An 18979-nucleotide genomic window follows, 5' to 3' on the forward strand; every position below is an offset into this window, starting at 1 on the left:
TTTTTTGAAGTCCGAAGACTTCGACTCAATGAATTACTGAATTAACTTGTTATAGTCACTCAGTGCAACATTGATATTTGAGATATCAATCCTGCGCGAGTGCCCACACAGATTGTCTGACTAATTGTTAAAGAACGTTGCAAAGTGAACCGTGGTTCCCGTTGCTGAGGCTGCGTATCTTACGCTTTCCTCAATCCCCGTCAAGCGTTATTTTCAAAGGCTTTTCCGAGTGTCGAATTGTTGCTCAGTGCCTTACTCAGTAAGCCGCTGTGCCCCGTCGACAGGAAGCGCATTATAGGGAGCTTCCAGCGGAACGCAAGAGGGTTTTTCGATAAAAAAGACCGTTTGTGATCATTCTGACCTAAAAGGCTCAAAAGCAAACAAGTTCAGGTTAAAGATCAAACCCGTAGCCGCGTAACAGAGGTTTTAACTCCATTCCGGGGGCCGCCCCACTCCACAAATACTGGTTCGGTACCGTCAACGGCGCCTGAGGTCGATCGCTAAGTAAGGTTTGAGCACGCCGGGCAATGGCATCACCGGAATCCACCAGGGCAACGTCTGGCCCCAGTACCGCTGACAACTCTTCTCTTAATAGAGGGAAGTGGGTACATCCGAGCACCACCACATCGGGACGAGCACCCTTCCCCATAAAGGGCTGCAATATAGAGGCCAGCACAGAGGTCGATACCGGCCGCCCGGCCAGCTTATCCTCCGCCAGCCGAACCAGTTCACTGCTGCCCAGACGAAGTACTTCACAATCGGCAGCAAACTGATTCACCAACTCATCGGTATAAGAGCGCGACACGGTTCCCGGCGTTGCCAACAGGCCGATCACCTTGCGGCGGCTGAGCAGGGCCGCTGGCTTAATTGCTGGCACCACACCAATCACCGGTACCGACAACCTCTGCCGCAATGCCGGCAGGGCCAGGGTACTGGCCGAGTTGCATGCCACCACCACCAATGCTGGCTTCAGGGTGTTGACCGTTTCATGAATCAGCGACACGCACCCCGACACCAACACCTGGTCCTCCAGCTCCCCATAGGGGAAGCGAGCATTATCAGCCAGGTAATGGATCGGCCAGGCGGGAAACGCCTGCCTGATATGGCTATAGACTGACAAGCCGCCTACACCGGAATCAAACAACAGTATCGAGCTCATGGAAATCAGGGTCATCTATCGCGAAAATGGCAGCTGATGATTTTCACACAGAGCCGAGCATTTACCAAGAGGACTAGACTTACGGTGGCGCTTGGTTAGAATTCCCCCTCTTTTACCCAGCTACCGGAGACCCCCATGGATCTGAAAGCTCTTGATCCAGCTAATTACGATAAGCAATTGGCACAAAAATGCGAGCGCATGACCACCATGTTTGCGCCCTTTAATGCTCCGGATCTGGAGGTGTTTGCCTCCGAGCCAACCCACTACCGTATGCGTGCGGAGTTCCGGGTTTGGCACGATGAAGACGACCTGTACTACATCATGTTTGACCAGGCCAAGGGCGGCAAGGTTCGTACCGATCAGTTCCTGCCCGCCAGCGAGCTCATCAACACCTTTATGCCCAAGCTGATGGCTGCCATCAAACCCTTTCCGGCACTGAGGTTCAAGTTGTTCCAGGTGGACTTCCTCTCCTCCCTCAGTGGCGAGTTGGTGATCTCCATGCTGTATCACCGCCAGTTGGATGAGGCCTGGGAAACCGGTATTGCCGAATTGCGGGAACAATGGCAGCAACAGGGCTATAAGGTCGACATCATTGGCCGGGCCAAGAAACAGAAGATCTGCCTGGAACGGGACTATGTCGATGAAACCCTGACGGTTCATGGCACCCCGATGCATTACCGACAGATTGAAAACAGCTTTACCCAGCCTAACGGCCGGGTGGCAGAAAAGATGCTGGAGTGGGCGGTCGACTGCACTCGAAACAGCAGCGGCGATCTGCTGGAGCTGTACTGCGGCAACGGCAACTTCTCTCTGGCGCTGGCACAAAACTTCGAACGGGTTCTGGCCACCGAACTGGCCAAGCCATCGGTCGAGTCGGCCCAGCACAATATCGCTACCAACCGCATCGACAATGTCACCATCATTCGCATGTCCGCCGAAGACTTTACCGATGCCATGAACGGCGTCCGTGAGTTTCGTCGCCTGAAGGGCATCGATCTGACCGCCTTTAACTGCAACACCATCTTTGTGGATCCACCCCGTGCCGGTCTGGATAAGGCCACCGAGAAGATGGTCCAGGGTTACGACCGCATCCTCTACATCTCCTGTAACCCGGACACCCTGCTGGATAACCTGGAAACCCTGGGCCAGACTCATAAGATCACCCGGTTAGCGCTGTTCGACCAGTTCCCCTACACCCACCATATGGAAGCGGGTGTGCTGCTGGAGCGTAAGTAAGCCCTGACCGCCCCAACAAAAAGCGCAGCCAAGAGGCTGCGCTTTTTTGTCACCGGTACCTTGGCACTAGGCTAACGGCAGGTTTCGACAAAGCCAAAATTGACCTCATCGCTGTGTATGATGCCCAGGCAAACATCCTCAACCCGGTAGTAATACAGAAAACCACTTTGATCGCCGAACGCCAACCGTCCCGTTAACGAGGTTGACAGGTCCAGTGTGCCCCATTGAGTACAGGTGCTCTGATGGCAGACGATCACTGCACCATTGGCGTCAATCTCCACGCAGCCGTCAGAGGTACAGCTGCTCAGTGGTGCAGTGAACTCTGCAAGCTGAGCATCGGACGGAGCCATTCTGGCATCCCAGGCCGCAATTCCCATCATGGTTTCCGGCGAACCGGTCACGGCATCGGAGCCACAATAGCGGTCGGCAAACGCGGATACCTGTAACTCACTGTCTGTTTGACGCACCTGAGCCCGCCGTGACGTCTGCCCCTCGTTCACCGGCAACAGCTGATTCGAGGCCGACAGCGTCAGACCCGGTGTTAGAAAAGAGGGAGAAAACACACCGAGAAGCAGCTGGCCGCTGTCGGTCTTTAGGGCATACCCCGGCCGGGTAAAACTGGACCCGGGGAAGCACGCCTGGCGACCAAACCCCGCCACCGACACCGTTCCCGTCCAAAGCGTTTCGGCGTTGAACGCTTATTCGGCCACCGCCGAGTCTGTGCAGCCACAGACCGCGGCACTCAGCCCAACAGACACCGCTACAGCCTGAAGTTGTTTCAAAATCACAAGACCTTCCTTTTCATTGCGCCAGTGATTATAACTCGATTACCGACTCAATCCAGCCTATCACAAAAGGAAGTCAAGCTATTGATTTATGGTTGATTAACCTGTGGTTCCAGGTCTTTTTCTCGGCCACTTCGCTGCAGAGACTCCGAGCCTTTGGCGATCATTTTCAGTTGGATGATCAGCCTCTCGGCCAGGGCCTGCCGCTCCTTTTTATTCAGATCCAACGCTTCGGCCCCACTGGCAAACACCAGCGTCACCAGTGCTTCGGCCTGGGCATAGGCCAGATCCGGCCGGCGGCCGGCTTTAGCCTGAAGGTAGTGATTCAACTCATCGATGAAATGACGAATCTCCCGGTTAACCGCGCCACGAAACGCCGCCGAGGTACCGGAGCGCTCCCGCAACAGCAAGCGGAACACATTGGGGTTGCTGTCGATGAACTCCATAAAGGTCTCGATGGAGGCGCGAATCACGCTGCCCCCCTCTTCTGCCCGCTGCCGACCTTTACGCATCAGTTGCCGCAGTGTCAGGCCCCCTTCGTCCACCATGGTCAGACCCAGCTCTTCCATATCCTTGAAGTGACGATAGAACGAGGTTGGAGCAATGCCAGCTTCCCGGGCCACTTCCCTCAGGCTCAAGTTGGAGATGCTGCGCTCAGCGCTCAGCTGATTGAATGCCGCGTCCAACAATGCGCGCCGGGTGCGCTCTTTTTGCTGTGCTCGAATCCCCATTGATTTACTACCCTTAATGAACAAGTCGACCATTCTAACTTGAATGTCGGCAAAGCTCACCTGCGACCTATATCAATTGTCACTTGAGTTCTTCGACAAAGATCACCAAAATAGCGCACAGATGTAAGCTGAATGAGTATCACGGATGAATCCTAAACCGCCACTGATCATACTGAATGCCCTTATCTTCGGGCTCACCGCTCTGGCCGCACTGACCCTCGCTCCCCTGCATGGGTACCTCGTGGGCTATCAAACTGAAACCTTGGTGCTGGCCGTGCTGCTGTGGGCCTGGAACGGCCTATCGATCACCGCCGGCTATCACCGCCTCTGGTCCCACAAGGCTTATGCGGCCCACCCCACGGTACAGTGGTTCCTGGCCATTGGCGGTGCCATGGCATTGCAAAACAGCATCCTGCATTGGGCGTCGGATCATCGTCGCCACCATAAGCATGTGGACCACGACAGCAAAGATCCCTACAGCGCCAGCCGCGGCTTCTGGTACAGCCACATCGGCTGGATGCTGCGTAACTATCAGGGCGAGCCGGATTACAGCAACGCCCGGGATCTGCAGAAAAACACCATCGTGATGTTCCAGCACAAGCACTATGCCATCCTGGTGCTGGCCACCAATATCGCCCTGCCTCTGCTGGCCGGTGTGCTGATTGGTGACCTCTGGGGCACCTTGCTGATGGCTGGCGTGGTACGACTGGTGGCGATGCATCACGGAACCTTCTTCATCAACTCGCTGGCCCACATCTGGGGCAGCCAGCCCTACAGCGACAAGCAGTCCAGCCGCGACAACGGTGTCATCGCCCTGCTGACCTTCGGCGAGGGCTACCACAACTTCCACCATACCTTTGAGTATGACTGGCGCAATGGCATTCGCTGGTTCCACTTCGACCCCACCAAGTGGCTCATTGGCGCCCTGGCTAAACTGAAACTGGCGTCCAACCTGAGGGAGGTGCCGGCAGAACGCATCGAAACCGCCAAGCTGCAGATGCAACTTAAGCAGAGTAAGGCGATGTTGCTGGATCGGGGGCTACCGGAGGAATGGCTCAACAAACTGGAGTACCAATACCAGAGCGTACTGGAGCGGATGAAGCTTTACTATCAAATCAAGCAGCAGACTCTGAAGGAGAAGCGACAACATCTGGACAGCAGTGCCAAGGCGCAGCTAAAAGAGATGAAACTGTGCCTGCAGGAGCAGCAGCAACAATGGCTGAAACTGAGGCAACAGCTGGCAACGACCACACTGGCCAAACTCTGATCAGGCCATTACGCTGCCACAGTGGCAACCGCAGGGCCGGTGTTTCCAACATCGCGGACAGCGGCGCTTCTATCAGGATTAGAGGCAGGGGCCAACACCGCTTCTGATCCCAGGCAAACCGTCATTAACCGCAGCCACAAACACACAGGGCCAGCCTTTGGCTGACCCTGTGTGACGGGGTAACCTCGCCTACTGGCTAAAGCTGACGTCCATCCACACCAAGCGGTGAGACGAACTGGCCTGGGGGTCATTCACCATCTGGCCCTGGCCATTGTTTCGATAGAACAGCGCCTCCCCATCGTCACCAAGCTGGGCCCAGACAATGCCCTGATCCACGAACTTAAGCTGCTGTTCCAGCATGATGTAATCGTTACGCAGTGCATTCAGGCCGGTAATGATGCCGGGCATACTGTGGGTACTGGCCGTGGTCTGGGCATAATCTACCCCGGCGGCGCTGGTCGGTGCTTCCCAGTTAACCCCGGTAAAGCGGTGCAGGGTGCTGGAGTTGACCAGGGTCCGCATGGCGGCGGAATCGGCGCGATAGCTGGGAGCGCCATCGGCGCCCAGTGCCCAGGCACCTTCATGATCGTTGTAGAAGTTGCCCATCAGCACAAAGGGACGGCTACTGTCGTAGCCACCGGTGACGCGACGGCTGTTGTCATCGTCATTAACGATGTAGCTGTTGTAGTCCTGACTGATGTAATCGGCCACGAACTCCACCTGGGCGCGGTTGCGCATATAAGCCCGGTTGGAGGCATCCACCTCGGCTGGCTCACCCAGGTAGGTCGCCAACAGCTGTACTATGCGACCGTCTGGCAGCTTCATGGGAATGTCGACAAAGTTGGTGTCCATCAATGGCAGGCTGTTCCAGGTTTCGGAGGCAAACCAATCATTGCCGCTGCCATCCTGGGGCTTCTGCTGACCATCGGCGGTAGGCACTCTCTTCCACTCCAGCTGTCGGTAGGTGCGGACGTTGTTTTCATCCAGGGCATAACGAGACAGCAGCGCAAAGCTCTTTTCACCGGCATAATGGCCATAGCCTTTGGCATCGAAAGGCAGGGTGCCCGGCGCCGAACCGTCTTTATTCAGGTCATCGAGAACCGGGATGCCCGAGTTACTGTTGGCCAGGTACAGATAGGGGTAGCTGACCGCGTCCAGATCCGGATCCTGCGCCTGATTCAGATATTCACTGACAAACAGCTCCAGTGCCCGCTTGCGGTACTCTTCACCGCCCAGCCCATCGGCACCCGAGAATCCGGTCACCAGCAGCACATCCGGCCTGGCACGCTGAATCACCTCGGCCACATTTTGCAGGCGCGGCTCATTGCCGCTGCCGGTTTCGCTCAGAGCCTGGTTGTAATCGGAAAACTCCATGTCGGCATGGTAGGTGGCAAAGCGTATGGTGTCGCTGAAATCCGAAGTGCTGCTGGAATCACTGCAGGCACTGAGCCACAGTGCCGTGGTCACCGCTAACATGGGTTTCAAATTCATCGGGACTCTCTTGGATGGACTAACTAAACAGGCGCTCAAATTACGACCAAAGGTGAACTAAATCAAGGACATAAATGCTGCGCGATTGTGATGGGATTGTTTACCGGAAGCCGAATTTCCTTTGAAATCCAGCACCTAAGCAATTTGAGTCGTGATTATAAAGCAATGACAACCTAATTTAATCGTGGGAATCTGAACCAACATAGATTCCCTTGGCCTTCGCATGGGGTATCATCTGTCTCATTTCCACCGAAACCGAAACAGGCAAACGACGATGACCACACCCATCAAACTGACGGAATACAGCCACGGAGCGGGATGCGGATGCAAGATCTCCCCCAAGGTACTGGATACCTTGCTGGCCAGTCAGCTTACGCCCTTTGATGACTCGCGCCTGGTGGTCGGCAACGCCAGCCGCGATGATGCTGCCGTCTACGATCTGGATGGTACCACCGGCATTATCAGCACCACCGACTTCTTTATGCCCATCGTCGATGATCCCTTCACCTTTGGCCGCATTGCGGCCACCAATGCCATCAGTGATATCTACGCCATGGGCGGCCGTCCCATCATGGCCATCGCTATTTTCGGCTGGCCAGTCAACCTGCTGCCAGCAGAAGTGGGGCAACAGGTGATCGAAGGCGGCCGCGCCGCCTGTCGCGACGCCGGCATCATGCTGGCCGGAGGGCACTCCATCGATGCCCCGGAGCCAATTTTTGGCCTGGCAGTCACCGGCCAGGTGCCCCTGCCCCAGCTTAAGCGTAACGATACTGCCACCGCCGGCAGCACCCTGTATCTGACCAAACCTCTGGGAGTCGGCATTCTGACCACCGCCCAGAAACAGAAGAAACTGGCGCAAGAACACGACGGCATCGCCGTGGAAGCGATGTGCCAGTTGAATACCATCGGCGCCGATCTGGCACAGATCGACGGCGTCAGCGCCATGACCGACGTCACCGGGTTCGGCTTGGCCGGTCACCTGATTGAACTCTGCGAAGGCGCCAACCTGCGTGCCCGGGTCTCTCTGTCCAAATTGCCGCTGCTGGATCAGGTCGATCACTATCTGGCCCAAGGCTGCATTCCTGGCGGGGCCGGCCGTAACTTCGACAGCTACGGCCACAAGCTGCCTCCCCTGGATGAGCGCAGCCGAACCCTGATGTGCGACCCTCAAACCTCAGGCGGGCTGCTGATCGCGGTGGAGCCTCATGCCATTGCCCAGGTGGAAGCCCTGCTGGCATCCGCTAAGCTGCCACTGCACCCCATCGGCACCCTGACCGCCCCCCTGGGTGAAGGCCGCATTGAGGTAACCGAATAATGGCGACTGTCAGTGCCGACCACTATCGAGACATCCTGCTCTCCGACCGTCCTCTGATCGATCTGCGGTCGCCGGTAGAGTTTGCCAAAGGCGCCTTTCCCAACAGCATCAACCTGCCGCTGATGACCGACCAGGAGCGCGCCGCCGTGGGAACCTGTTATAAGAAACAGGGACAGATGGCGGCGATAGAGCTGGGCCACAAACTGGTTCAGGGCAAGGTCAAGGCACAGCGGCAGCAAGCCTGGAGCGAGTTCCTTGAGCGTCACCCGGATGCCTACCTGTACTGCTTCCGAGGCGGCCTCAGGAGCCAGCTCAGCCAGGAGTGGATCGCCGAAACCGGTCATCAGCGCCCCTACATTGAGGGCGGCTACAAGGCGATGCGCAGCTTTCTGATGGCACAGACCGACACCATCACCGAGCAGGCACCGATGTGGATCATCGGCGGCATGACCGGCTGTGGTAAGACCGACTTTCTCAAGTGCCGTCAGGACATGGTGGATCTGGAGGGGCTGGCCAATCACCGGGGCTCCAGCTTTGGCCGCCAAATCACCGAACAGCCGGTTCAGATTGACTTTGAAAACGCCCTCGCCGTGGCACTGATGAAGCATCAGCAACAGCATCAGCAGCTGGTGCTGGAGGATGAGAGCCGCCTTATCGGCCGGGTGTCATTGCCGCTGGAGATGCATGAGCGGATGCAGGCAGCGCCGCTGGTGTTGCTGGAGGTATCGCAACACGACCGCATCGAGCGGATCCTAAAGGACTACGTCACCGACATGGCCAGCGCCTTCATCGGCCGGGACGGCGAGGAGCTGGGTTATACCAACTTCCAGGGCCACCTGCTGGGCGCGCTGGATCGAATTCAGAAGCGCCTCGGCGATCAGAAGTACCGCCAACTCCGAGGGATCATGGAGCACGCGCTGCAGCGTCAGCCCAGCGGCGACCTGGACGGGCACCGGCAGTGGATCGACACCCTGCTGCAGGAGTACTACGACCCCATGTACCGTCATCAACTGGAAAAGCGGCGTCAACGGGTGGTGTTTCAGGGCAACCATCAGGATGTCCATCAATGGCTGGATCACAAGGCCGGAACTCAATAATAAAAAACGGCCTCAGGGGCCGTTTTTTTATGCGTGCTGCAGAATCTCGCGCCAGGGCAGCGTTGGCGCCCCCATGACCAGATAATTGGGGTTTTCCAGACTTTCACGCTCATTGTAAGACAATGGCTGCAGGTCGATATCCAGAATCCGTCCGCCGGCCTGCTCGACAATGCACTGCGATGCCCCGGTGTCCCACTCTCCGGTAGGCCCCAGGCGCAGGTATACGTCCGCTTCCCCTTCGGCCACCATGCAGCTTTTCAGCGACGCACTGCCAAAGGGCACAAAGCGATAATTGCGACCCGGCTCCAACAAGTCGATCACCGCTTCCAGGCGCTGACGGCGGCTGACGGCGATCACCATCTCCTCGTCGACCAGGGCCGCTTCACGACTGTGAATGGGACTGTTGATGCCATTGGCACGCTTAAACGCGCCCAGGCCTTTGCCGGCAAAATAGCACACCTTGGAGATGGGCGCGTACACCACCCCCATCACCGGAACATGGTTATCAATCAGGGCGATGTTAACCGCAAAGTCACCGCTGCCGGCGATAAACTCCTGGGTGCCATCAAGGGGATCAATCAACCAGTAACGGCCCCAGGCCTGGCGGTCACTCAAGGGAATGTCGGCATCTTCCTCCGAAAGAATCGGAATCTCCGGCGCCAGTTTGGCCAGGGCAGCCACGATCAGCTCATGGGCCGCCAGATCGGCGCTGGTCACCGGGGTATTGTCGGACTTGGTGATCTCTTGATATTGACCGTGCTCATAAATCGTTCGGATCTGCTCGCCAGCCTGACGCGCAATCTCAATTACGGGTTCTAACAGCGTGTTATTTCTCTCCACAACCTCTACCTACTGTGGCAAATCTCTAACTAAGTTTCAGCGCTTTTCTCGCCAAAAACAAGGCGCTGATCGCTCGGGATTCGGAGAAATCCGCCCGCGCCAACAACCCGTCCAGATCGGCAATGGGCCAGGGCACCAGTTCCAGCGGTTCAGGCTCATCCCCTTCTAACTTGCTAGGCGTCAATCCTTGAGCGAGCAAGATAATCATTTTGCTTGAAAAATACCCTGGTGCCAGCGCCACTTCCATTAGCGGCGTCAGGCGTTCAGCCTGAAAGCCGGCCTCCTCCTGCAGTTCGCGGTTGGCGGCCTGCAGCTCATCTTCACCGGGATCAATTAACCCTTTAACAAAACCCAATTCGTACGTTTCGGTGCCGACGGCGTACTCCTTTACCAGCAACACGGTGTGCTCATCCAGCATCGGTACCACCATCACCGCGCCACGGGATCCGCCCTGCATCCGCTCATAGACACGCTCGACACCATTACTGAATTTGAGATGGACCTGCTCAACACGAAACAGCCGGCTTTTGGCCACCAGCTCGGTGTGGATAATCTGCGGTTTTTGTTGCGAACTCATGGATTCCAGGATTCAGGGTTGCGTATGGGATTAGCATACACACTCGCCTGTCGATTTGATATTGGTCACATAATAAAAAGGGCCGCCGAAGCGACCCTGTTGCGGTAAGCCGGCGCTAAAAACCGGGGATGCGGCCAGAGTACTGCAGCGGATAGGCACCACTGGCGTCCGCCTGCCCCAGGAAACCCAAAGACTTGGTCAGCGCTTCCGGCTGGCTGTCGGTAGCCCGAATCCGCGCATCCAGCTCAACCTGCATATTGGCTTTCAGCATGGCGGTACCGGAGACTCCGATGCGGTTATCCTGTTCAGTCATGGTCAGCATCAAATTGCCCTGCTGACAGCTGAGTTTACTGCTGAGGTTGCCCAGAGGAAACTGGCCAAACTGGTTATTCACATCCAGTTGCTGCACCATCAAGCGGCCATCGAGACGCTCGCACCAGGGCTGCCCCTGGGCACCGTCGGCCAGATTAAGATTGATCTCGCCGGCCACCTGGGTGCGGAACGGCAACCGTCGTTTGCCCACCAGCACCGACACCGGGCTGTCCAGTCGCAGGCCTTCCACCTCCAATCCAGACAGGCCATAGGCCACCGTGCCGCGACCGCTGATCGCACCGCTCACCGATACCGCCGCTTCCACTTTTCCCTGCAGCAGTGACCCGGGAGCCACCTTCCAGCTAAGATTCTCCAGCGTCCGTCCCGACACCGTCAGGGTCGCAGCGCGCCCCTGCCACAGGCTGCCCTCCAGCCCCAGCACCTGCACCCCTTTCGGTTTAGGAGCCAACTGCCAAACCATGGAGACCGGCACCGTAATCACCAGAAACAGAATGTACAACGCCAATGCGGCGACGCCATATTTTACAAAACGCATGTTACCCCTTCACCAGCTGTAAGCGCCGAACTTCTACCTTGCCATTGGCATCGGCTCTGGACAGATCCAGCGCTTCCACCCGTACGCCCTGCTCAGAGAGGTAGGACAGCCAATTCAACAAGCCGTCGAAACTGCTTTCATCCAGCCATACCTGCAACTTATCCCCCTGGGGCTGCATGCGGTCAATGGACAGGGCAAACTGCCTGGCGCTCTCGGTAGCCAGCTGACTCAGGCTGCCTCGCGCCTGGGTGCCAGCGCCGGACTTCTGACTCAGGTAGCGACCGGCGTCGGCCTTGAGGCTGGCCAGCTTGGCCTGCTCCGACTTAAGACCACGCTCGGCCTGGATCACGGCGTTCCCCAAAGGCTGCCACACCATCCAGTAAAACAGCCCGACCACCAGAAACGGCGCCGCCAGGGTCAGCATCTGCCGCTCACGGGGATTCAATCTACTCCACCAGAGTTTCACTGCTGCCATCATCGTGTCCTCACCGTCAGGGCGCCACTGACCCCCTGCTCCTCATTATTCATTGCGCCGGTTTCCACCACAAACTGGGAGCCGGCCTGCTGCTGAAACTGCTCAAACTGAGCGAAGCTCTTGGCATTAACCTGCAACCTGAGTTCACCGCGATCGGCGTTGTAGCGCAGTGACACCGGCTTCAGATCGGGAATAGCGGCAAAAGCGGGTTGCAACTGCACGAACATAGTCAGCAGCTGCCCCTTCTGGTTGCCGCCTCCCATGGCACGAACCTTAGACGCCATCAACTGGCTGGGGTGCAGCGCCGCGTTCACCCGTTCATTGGGGAACAGCCGTTTGTAGATGGCATCGGACTCGGCCCGGATCGCCGTCCGTTTGCTATCAAGCTGATACCACTGCATCCCCTGATAGGCGATAGACAGCAACAGGGTCACCGTCGCCACCGCGGCCACCTTGCCCCAGATCTGCCAGACCCGGCCATACTCCCGCTTTGGAGCATAATCGCCACTGAGCAAGTTGCATCGCGACTGCGCCATCCCCTGAGCCAATACCTGCATCGGCAGATCCAGCTGCTGGTACTGCCAGTCGATGCCGTCGATGTCCGCCGGTGCCGGCGTAAAGGTCGCGACGGGCGTCGGCTGCTCGATGTCACCCTGCTCCCCGGCCACCATTGGCAGCCAATCCAGATCGATGCAGCTTCCTCCCAGTCCAAACCGGCACAGCCATTGCTGCTCCAGTTGCATGACCGCGCCGGCGCAAGCAGAGGGGCACGGCAGAGCCAGCACATCCGGAACAATGCGGTTAGGCACCAGTTTGGCATCGCCGAGCCAGCTCAGCCAGGTTGCCATCTGCTGATGACTGACCACACTGACGGCCAACTCGTCGCCGTCACGTTCTCCGGTAACAAAGTGGAGCTTATCCACGTCTTCGGCCAGCTCATCTTCCAACATAAAGGGCAGGCCCTTTATGGCCTGACGAGCCATCTTGGCTGGCAGGGTCACCTGAGTCAGGGTCAGGGCGCTGGAGTCCACCAGCACATCCACCGGTCGGCCGCCGGCACGCTCAGTCAGACTGGACAGAGACGATGCGTCGCGCAGCACCCCTGACCCTATCACCGCCTGCTGCTCTTCTGACCAGGTTATCCAGCTAATGGGCGCATCGGCACGCTCGCCCAGACGCACCACTAATCGTTCGCTCACTGTTGGCCTCCATACTGTCGGGTCAGCACCACAAACTGTGTGCCTCCCGACCGCTGTAAAATACTCTCAAGCCGGAAGATGGTGTTATCCACCTTGGCGGCGCCACGGAATCGAAAATGACTGCTGTCGACCACAAAGCTGCTCTTGGCTTTGTCATCCAGCTTGACACTCTGCACCACCGATTCTTCCCAAAACTTGTCAATGCTCTCCCAACCGTCCTGGGGACGGTTGCCGATCAAATCTTCCACTTCCGAACGACTCAGCTCACCATTGAACATGCCCACCAGCAATGACGCCCGCTCCACCGGTACGGTGTTAACGTTGACGATCTGAGTCGAATCGCCTGGAATCGCACAGACGTAATCTTTAACCGCTTTGTACATCGGTTGGCTGATCCCCAGTACCGCCCGCATCTCGCTGTGGTGCCACATCGGCTGATTAGCCGCCCGGTAGGGCACCTCCCGCGCTTCGTAATCCGCATCTTCGGCACCATAGCTGCCCTGGGTACGGTCATCCGCATCCAGATAATCATGCAACCGTTCCGCCGCCATCTCAGCCATATAGAGATCAAAACCAATCTCTTCCAGCATCGCCTGGAACTGCTTCTGTACCAGCGGCTTCTGATTGGGATTGGCCTTCTTCTCATCGTCAGTAAGCCCCTGAGACAGCGCATTGATGTTGAAACAGCTGCGCATGTCGTCCAGGTGGCCGATGATCTGTCCGCCCTCGACGGGGTAGATCACATCGGCGGTGGCCCAATACTGCTGCAGATGGACGGTACCATCGGCATCTTCCATATCCTGCTTCAGCGCTCGCTTGGCCAGCTCTTCTGCCGACAGAGCAAACCAATAGGCCTGCTCATACTGGTTGTGGTTCACCGTGCGCCGCACCGCCAACCGGCTGCGTTCACTGAACGAGGCGGCGATGGTTGTCATCACGGCCAGTACCAGCAGAACGGTCAGAAGGGCGATGCCCTGTTGTCGTTTCACGATCAGTTGCCCTCCTCGTTGCCGCCGCTGCCACCGGAGTTGTTGCCACCGTTGCTGCCGCCGGAGTTGTTGCCTCCGTTACTGCCGCCGGAGTTGTTGCCTCCGTTGCTGCCGCCGTTATCGTTGTCGCCATTGTTGGCGTCATTTTGGGCACTGCCGACGCCGTCAGGAAGCAGAAAACGGCGCTCCACTTCGCCAAAATCTTCCAGCTCCATCTTCACCGACACCGCCCGGGCCAGCGGGCTGCCGTTAAGCTTGGTCTGCCACTTATCGTCCACAAAGAAGGCAAACTTCAGGTCCACGACCTTGTCCAGCAACACCAACTCCTGCGGGTCTTCCCCCTCGACGGGATCCGGGTAGATGTGGTGCAGCCGCTGCAGCTGATTTTCCTGCAGCCGATAACCTACCTGCTGCAGTGTGCCCCGGGGCAACTGGCCTCTGGGGTTGAGCCACCCCAGGCGATAAAAGCTGATGCCGTCGGCATCGGAGTCGATCCAGCCATCACCAAACTGATAGTTGGAATCGCTGGGCTCGGCACCATCCCCGCGAACCGGGCGCATTACCAGCTGCTCAAAATCACGTTGCATCAGTGACATGGCTCGCTGAACCTGCTTTAGCCGCAGATGGTGAGTCTCGCTGGTTTCATTCACCGACAGCACATTAGTCAGCACCCCGGCCGTGGCGACCCCAAGCAGGGCAAAAATCGCCATCGCCAGCAGCATCTCCAGCAGGGTGAAGCCGGAGACCTTAGTCCGGTTTGGCCACATAGGTGGTCACCTCGCTGATGATGGGGTCAAAGCCGGGATCCAGGCTGACCTTAACTCGAATTGCCCGGAACTCTTCGTCTCCGGTCTTAATCACTTCCTGACGCCAGTACCACTGCTGGTCTGCCAGTTCCACCCGCCCCTTTTTGCCGTTACCCAGTTCAGGAAACGCCGACTCCAGCCGCGCATCCACCATGCGGTTGTGGGCCACAAAGGTGGCAAAGGTTTTCTCTCGTAATATGGGCACCGCCGCCAGTTGTTCGCCGGCACTTTTAACCACCGCCACCGCGGCCATGGCGAATACCGCCAGGGCCACCATCACCTCCAACAGGGTAAAGCCGCGATGCCTCACCGCTCCTCCTCCAGGCGCACGATGTCACCGATGGCGTTGCCTTCTAGCTCAATCATCAGGGTGGGGCGAGCCGTATCGTCTTCAAACTGGAGGGAGAACGGGGTGATCTCCCCGGAAGGCAGGATCAACAGCTGCGGCTCTGGATTGCTTTTTTTCTCTTCGTCCGACTTTTCAAACAGCGACTCATCCAGACCAAACTCGCTCTCATCCTCTTCATCGGACTGTGCCAGCGGCATGCCTTCGATGGACAGGCTCAAGAATACCCCTTCGGGCATCTGCCGCTCCCGGTACAGGCGTTCCGCCTGCAACGGTTCCCAGTCGTCCTTGTCGACATTGAAGCGGGCAAAAAAGTAGTGATCCTCTTCCACCACCACACCCACTTCCTGACCGGACAGCACCGACTCCTCCAGTGCCATGGACACCACAGAAGCAAACTCGTTGGCGGCTTTATCCAGCGCCTCCTGGCGTGGATCGCCGCCGACAGTCAGGGTCACCGACATAGCGGCCACCCCTATCAGCACCAGCACTAACATGATCTCCAGCAGGGTAAATCCCGGCTGGTGCCGAGGCGAGGTCTGCATTACTGGTAGTCCGTCAGGTTCCAGTTACAGATGTCATCTTCAGAACCGAATTGGAAATCCGGGCCGGCGGAACACAGGTCAAAGCGGCCTTTCTCGCCCGGGCTCAGCAATACGTAATCGTTGCCCCAGGGGTCCTTCGGCAGACGCTTAATGTAGCCACCTTCACGATAGCTGCGAGGCTCCGGAGAGAAGTTGGGACGATTCACCAGGGCGGTCACGCCCTGCTCGGTGGTGGGGTAGATGTTGTTGTCCAGACGGTACATGTCCATGGCATTTTCCAACGACACGATGTCCGCCACCGCCTTCTGAATGTCAGCCTTGTCTTTGGAGCCCATCAGGTTGGGCGCAATCATCGACGCCATAATGCCGATGATCACCAGTACCACCATCACTTCCAGCAGGGTAAAACCGCGCTGACGGTTGTGTTTGTTTCTCATTTCTGACCTCTAAAAACTTAATTAAATTAGGGTATTCATTGCCATCATCGGTTGCATGATGGACACCACAATAAACAGCACCACGCCAGCCATGGTCACTACGATCAACGGCTGCAGGACGGCCAGGGCCACACTGACCAGGGTTTCAAACTCCCGATCCTGGTTATCGGCCGCCCGGGCCAGCATGTTGTCCAGCTCACCGGATTTCTCACCGGATGCGATCATGTGCAGCATCATCGGTGGAAACAGCTTGGTGTGCTGCAGGGAGGCGCGCAGGCTGGCTCCCTCACGAACCTTGGTGGTGGCCTCGGCAACCGCGTCACGCACCCTCAGGTTCAGTAGCACATCCGAGGCGATGCCCATCGCTTCCAGCAACGGCACCCCGGACGCCGACAAGGTGCTTAGGGTGCGGGCGAAACGGGCGGTATTCAAGCCGCGGGCCACCCGACCCACCACCGGCAGTTTCAACACCGCGGTATGCCACTTCAATTTCAGGTCCCGATTGCGCAGCGACTGCTTAAAGCCGATCACCGCCACCAGGATGGCCCCTAGTATATAGAGGCCCCAGTTCTGTAAAAATTCCGAGGAATCGATCAACAGCTGTGTGGTCCACGGCAGCGACTGGCCCATGGAGCTGAACTGCTCCACCACCTGAGGCACTACCGCCACCAGCAGGAAGGAGACCACACCGATGGCCACCAGAGTCAGGATGATGGGGTAGACCATGGCCTGAATCAGCTTGGAGTTAAGCTCCTGTTGCCGCTCCTTGTAATCAGCCAGGCGCTCCAGCACCACCTCCAGATGCCCGGATTTTTCGCCGGATGCCACCATGGCCACATACAACTCGTCGAAGATGTGGGGAAACTCGCGCATCGACTCGGCCAGGGAATAGCCTTCCACCACCTTGGAGCGCACCGACATCACCATGCTCTTGGTCTTCGGCTGTTCACTCTGCTCGGCAACCGCCTTCAGAGCCTCTTCGATGGGCAGGCCACCGGCCACCAGCGTCGACAGCTGACGCGTCAGCATCGCCAGATCCGAGGTGGACAGCGTGTGCTTAAACAGGGTGAACGAGGCGGTCTGCTTACTCTTTTCCCGGGCCGAGGCCACCTGGATGTCCAGCGGTACCAGCTGCTTTTCACGCAGCTGGCTGCGGGCCTGGCGGGCAGTATCGGCTTCGATCACCCCTTTTACCTGCCGGCCACGGCTGTCCATGGCCTTATATTCAAACGCCGCCATGCTTTACTCCTCCCGAGTGACCCGAAGCACCTCTTCCAAGGTGGTCTGGCCCTCAAGCACCTTAAAGCAACCGTCGGCCCGAATGGACGGCACCGACTGACGCACGTATTTCTCGATGGCCAGCTCGCCACGGCCGCCATGAATCAGTTCACGAATGGCGTCGTCCACCACCAGCAGTTCATGAATACCGGTCCGGCCCCGGTAACCGGTCTGGTTACAGGCGTCGCAGCCACAGGCACGGTAGATGGTGGCCGGCTGAGACAGGCCCAGCAGGTCCATCTCGCGGGCATTGGTTTCATGGGGCTGCTTGCACTCTTTACACAGGGTCCGGATCAGGCGCTGCGCCAGTACCCCCAGCAACGAGGAGGACACCAGGAACGGCTCCACCCCCATGTCCTGCAAACGGGTAATGGCACCGGCGGCGGTGTTGGTGTGCAGCGTCGACATTACCAGGTGACCGGTCAATGACGCCTGAACCGCAATGGAGCCGGTTTCCAAGTCCCGAATCTCACCCACCATCACCACGTCGGGATCCTGACGCAGAATCGCGCGCAGGCCCCGAGCAAAGGTCATGTCGACCTTGGTGTTGACCTGGGTCTGGCCGATGCCTTCGATCTCGTATTCGATGGGATCTTCAACGGTCAGGATGTTTCGGTCACGGCTGTTGATCTCGGTCAGACCAGCGTACAGGGTGGTGGATTTACCGGAACCGGTGGGACCGGTCACCAGCAAAATACCGTGGGGTTTGCGAATCAGCTCGTCGAACTGATCCCGAATCGGTTTGCTCATCCCGAGCTGTTTCAGGTTCAGCATCGCCTGGTTCTTGTCCAGCAAACGCAGCACCACCCGCTCACCGCGAGAGCCGGGCATGGTGGACACCCGCACATCCACGGCACGACCGCCGATGCGCAGCGAGATCCTGCCATCCTGGGGCACCCGTTTCTCGGCGATGTCGAGACGGGCCATCACCTTGATCCGCGACACCAGCAGTGAACTGATCTTGCGTTGCTGCTTAAGCACCTCACGCAGCACGCCATCGACGCGGAAACGCACCACCAGCTCTTTCTCATAGGTTTCGACATGGATGTCCGACGCCCCGACCTTGATCGCTTCCGACAACAGGGCGTTGATCAACCGGATGATCGGCGCATCGTCCTCGGCATCCAGCAGATCTTCGGTTTCCGGTAGCTCGTCTGCCAGCGAGGTCAGATCGTCATCCTTGCCGATGTCTTCCATTAGCTGCTGAGCTTCGGAGCTGTCCTGCTGATAGACCTCGGTCAGTTTCAGCTCGAACGCCGTCTGATCCAGGGGGTGCAGTTTGATGCCCCCCCCGGCGATACGGCGGGCCTCCAGCATCGCCTTGGGCGTGCAAGCCGGGCCGTAGCTGAGCACCAACTCACCGGACTCCAGCTCATCCAGCACCAGGCTGAAACGGCGGGCAAAGGCAAAAGGCAGGCGCTGATGGCCAGCGTCCAGCTCCCCATCAATTTCGGCCTCAGCCGCCACCGCTTCGCTGTCCAGCTCCGCCTGCTCTACGGCCTGCTCGAGTGCGTCATTATGGGTCGACTCACTCATTG

Annotated in this window: 20 protein-coding genes; 4 read left to right on the forward strand and 16 right to left on the reverse strand. The window is 58.0% G+C overall.

Going from position 1 to position 18979, the window contains the following annotated elements; all coding sequences use genetic code 11:
* Positions 1-391: 391 nt before the first annotated feature.
* Positions 392-1159, reverse strand: a complete 768-nt coding sequence (gene murI, locus BLT77_RS17240; RefSeq protein ID WP_090367846.1) for a glutamate racemase — start codon at positions 1157-1159, stop codon at positions 392-394.
* A 135-nt stretch (positions 1160-1294) separates the two neighbouring features.
* On the opposite strand from murI, the gene trmA reads away from it, so the two are divergent.
* Complete coding sequence (gene trmA, locus BLT77_RS17245; RefSeq protein WP_090367720.1) at positions 1295-2395, forward strand: tRNA (uridine(54)-C5)-methyltransferase TrmA; 1101 nt, start codon at positions 1295-1297, stop codon at positions 2393-2395.
* A gap of 71 nt (positions 2396-2466) precedes the next feature.
* Here trmA and BLT77_RS17250 read toward each other — a convergent pair whose 3' ends face one another.
* Together BLT77_RS17250 and fabR are read right to left on the reverse strand one after the other, a co-directional pair.
* Positions 2467-3054 (reverse strand): hypothetical protein, encoded by a 588-nt coding sequence (locus tag BLT77_RS17250; RefSeq protein WP_143026673.1) that lies wholly within the window; start codon positions 3052-3054, stop codon positions 2467-2469.
* Positions 3055-3269: 215 nt separating this feature from the next.
* Complete coding sequence (fabR, locus tag BLT77_RS17255) at positions 3270-3911, reverse strand: HTH-type transcriptional repressor FabR (RefSeq protein WP_090367724.1); 642 nt, start codon at positions 3909-3911, stop codon at positions 3270-3272.
* A gap of 145 nt (positions 3912-4056) precedes the next feature.
* Here fabR and BLT77_RS17260 point away from each other — a divergent pair, with 145 nt between their 5' ends.
* The gene (locus tag BLT77_RS17260) at positions 4057-5178 is read left to right on the forward strand and encodes an acyl-CoA desaturase (protein WP_090367726.1); all 1122 of its coding nucleotides are present in this window, start codon (positions 4057-4059) and stop codon (positions 5176-5178) included.
* A 189-nt stretch (positions 5179-5367) separates the two neighbouring features.
* On the opposite strand, the gene BLT77_RS17265 is transcribed toward BLT77_RS17260, so the two are convergent.
* Positions 5368-6669 (reverse strand): endonuclease/exonuclease/phosphatase family protein, encoded by a 1302-nt coding sequence (locus BLT77_RS17265; RefSeq protein WP_090367728.1) that lies wholly within the window; start codon positions 6667-6669, stop codon positions 5368-5370.
* A gap of 274 nt (positions 6670-6943) precedes the next feature.
* On the opposite strand from BLT77_RS17265, the gene selD reads away from it, so the two are divergent.
* Positions 6944-7984: a selenide, water dikinase SelD gene (gene selD / locus BLT77_RS17270; protein WP_090367729.1), complete on the forward strand. Its 1041-nt coding sequence runs from the start codon at positions 6944-6946 to the stop codon at positions 7982-7984.
* On the forward strand, positions 7984-9081 hold the full coding sequence (gene mnmH / locus BLT77_RS17275; RefSeq protein ID WP_090367732.1) for a tRNA 2-selenouridine(34) synthase MnmH: 1098 nt from the start codon (positions 7984-7986) through the stop codon (positions 9079-9081). Before selD ends, mnmH begins: the two co-directional genes overlap by 1 nt.
* A 27-nt stretch (positions 9082-9108) precedes the next feature.
* On the opposite strand, the gene cysQ is transcribed toward mnmH, so the two are convergent.
* From cysQ to gspE, 12 genes are all read right to left on the reverse strand, one after another.
* Positions 9109-9921, reverse strand: coding sequence for a 3'(2'),5'-bisphosphate nucleotidase CysQ (cysQ, locus tag BLT77_RS17280; protein ID WP_090367734.1), 813 nt, complete (start codon positions 9919-9921; stop codon positions 9109-9111).
* 25 nt (positions 9922-9946) lie between these two features.
* Positions 9947-10498: an ADP compounds hydrolase NudE gene (gene nudE / locus BLT77_RS17285; protein ID WP_090367736.1), complete on the reverse strand. Its 552-nt coding sequence runs from the start codon at positions 10496-10498 to the stop codon at positions 9947-9949.
* Between the two features lie 115 nt (positions 10499-10613).
* Entirely contained in the window at positions 10614-11366 is a 753-nt protein-coding gene (locus tag BLT77_RS17290; protein WP_090367738.1) for a type II secretion system protein N, read from the reverse strand.
* Between the two features lies 1 nt (position 11367).
* Complete coding sequence (locus BLT77_RS17295; protein ID WP_090367740.1) at positions 11368-11844, reverse strand: type II secretion system protein M; 477 nt, start codon at positions 11842-11844, stop codon at positions 11368-11370.
* Positions 11841-13040: a type II secretion system protein GspL gene (gene gspL / locus BLT77_RS17300; RefSeq protein WP_090367742.1), complete on the reverse strand. Its 1200-nt coding sequence runs from the start codon at positions 13038-13040 to the stop codon at positions 11841-11843. Before gspL ends, BLT77_RS17295 begins: the two co-directional genes overlap by 4 nt.
* The gene (gspK, locus tag BLT77_RS17305) at positions 13037-14032 is read right to left on the reverse strand and encodes a type II secretion system minor pseudopilin GspK (RefSeq protein WP_090367744.1); all 996 of its coding nucleotides are present in this window, start codon (positions 14030-14032) and stop codon (positions 13037-13039) included. The genes gspL and gspK overlap by 4 nt, the downstream gene beginning before the upstream one ends.
* Positions 14032-14796 (reverse strand): type II secretion system minor pseudopilin GspJ, encoded by a 765-nt coding sequence (gene gspJ, locus BLT77_RS17310; RefSeq protein ID WP_090367746.1) that lies wholly within the window; start codon positions 14794-14796, stop codon positions 14032-14034. The genes gspK and gspJ overlap by 1 nt, the downstream gene beginning before the upstream one ends.
* On the reverse strand, positions 14777-15145 hold the full coding sequence (gspI, locus tag BLT77_RS17315; protein WP_090367748.1) for a type II secretion system minor pseudopilin GspI: 369 nt from the start codon (positions 15143-15145) through the stop codon (positions 14777-14779). The genes gspJ and gspI overlap by 20 nt, the downstream gene beginning before the upstream one ends.
* Positions 15142-15726 (reverse strand): type II secretion system minor pseudopilin GspH, encoded by a 585-nt coding sequence (gene gspH / locus BLT77_RS17320; protein ID WP_090367750.1) that lies wholly within the window; start codon positions 15724-15726, stop codon positions 15142-15144. Before gspH ends, gspI begins: the two co-directional genes overlap by 4 nt.
* Complete coding sequence (gene gspG / locus BLT77_RS17325) at positions 15726-16163, reverse strand: type II secretion system major pseudopilin GspG (protein ID WP_090367752.1); 438 nt, start codon at positions 16161-16163, stop codon at positions 15726-15728. Before gspG ends, gspH begins: the two co-directional genes overlap by 1 nt.
* Before the next feature lie 21 nt (positions 16164-16184).
* Positions 16185-17402 carry a type II secretion system inner membrane protein GspF gene (gspF, locus tag BLT77_RS17330; protein ID WP_090367753.1) on the reverse strand — a complete coding sequence of 406 codons (1218 nt, stop codon included), beginning with the start codon at positions 17400-17402 and terminating at the stop codon, positions 16185-16187.
* A 3-nt stretch (positions 17403-17405) separates the two neighbouring features.
* A complete protein-coding gene (gene gspE / locus BLT77_RS17335) occupies positions 17406-18977 on the reverse strand; it encodes a type II secretion system ATPase GspE (RefSeq protein ID WP_090367755.1) in 1572 nt (523 codons plus the stop codon).
* Positions 18978-18979 lie beyond the last annotated feature (2 nt).

The organism is Ferrimonas sediminum (assembly GCF_900100175.1).
Lineage (GTDB): Bacteria > Pseudomonadota > Gammaproteobacteria > Enterobacterales > Shewanellaceae > Ferrimonas > Ferrimonas sediminum.

Bases quoted from the DNA above. Each gene is read 5' to 3' on its own strand.
- BLT77_RS17295 (WP_090367740.1), bottom strand. From the start codon at position 11,844: ATGATGGCAGCAGTGAAACTCTGGTGGAGTAGATTGAATCCCCGTGAG.
- nudE (WP_090367736.1), bottom strand. From the start codon at position 10,498: ATGAGTTCGCAACAAAAACCGCAGATTATCCACACCGAGCTGGTGGCC.
- BLT77_RS17265 (WP_090367728.1), bottom strand. From the start codon at position 6,669: ATGAATTTGAAACCCATGTTAGCGGTGACCACGGCACTGTGGCTCAGT.
- gspE (WP_090367755.1), bottom strand. From the start codon at position 18,977: ATGAGTGAGTCGACCCATAATGACGCACTCGAGCAGGCCGTAGAGCAG.
- mnmH (WP_090367732.1), top strand. From the start codon at position 7,984: ATGGCGACTGTCAGTGCCGACCACTATCGAGACATCCTGCTCTCCGAC.
- selD (WP_090367729.1), top strand. From the start codon at position 6,944: ATGACCACACCCATCAAACTGACGGAATACAGCCACGGAGCGGGATGC.
- gspF (WP_090367753.1), bottom strand. From the start codon at position 17,402: ATGGCGGCGTTTGAATATAAGGCCATGGACAGCCGTGGCCGGCAGGTA.
- gspG (WP_090367752.1), bottom strand. From the start codon at position 16,163: ATGAGAAACAAACACAACCGTCAGCGCGGTTTTACCCTGCTGGAAGTG.
- gspJ (WP_090367746.1), bottom strand. From the start codon at position 14,796: ATGTGGCCAAACCGGACTAAGGTCTCCGGCTTCACCCTGCTGGAGATG.
- BLT77_RS17290 (WP_090367738.1), bottom strand. From the start codon at position 11,366: ATGCGTTTTGTAAAATATGGCGTCGCCGCATTGGCGTTGTACATTCTG.
- BLT77_RS17260 (WP_090367726.1), top strand. From the start codon at position 4,057: ATGAATCCTAAACCGCCACTGATCATACTGAATGCCCTTATCTTCGGG.
- gspH (WP_090367750.1), bottom strand. From the start codon at position 15,726: ATGCAGACCTCGCCTCGGCACCAGCCGGGATTTACCCTGCTGGAGATC.
- trmA (WP_090367720.1), top strand. From the start codon at position 1,295: ATGGATCTGAAAGCTCTTGATCCAGCTAATTACGATAAGCAATTGGCA.
- murI (WP_090367846.1), bottom strand. From the start codon at position 1,159: ATGAGCTCGATACTGTTGTTTGATTCCGGTGTAGGCGGCTTGTCAGTC.
- fabR (WP_090367724.1), bottom strand. From the start codon at position 3,911: ATGGGGATTCGAGCACAGCAAAAAGAGCGCACCCGGCGCGCATTGTTG.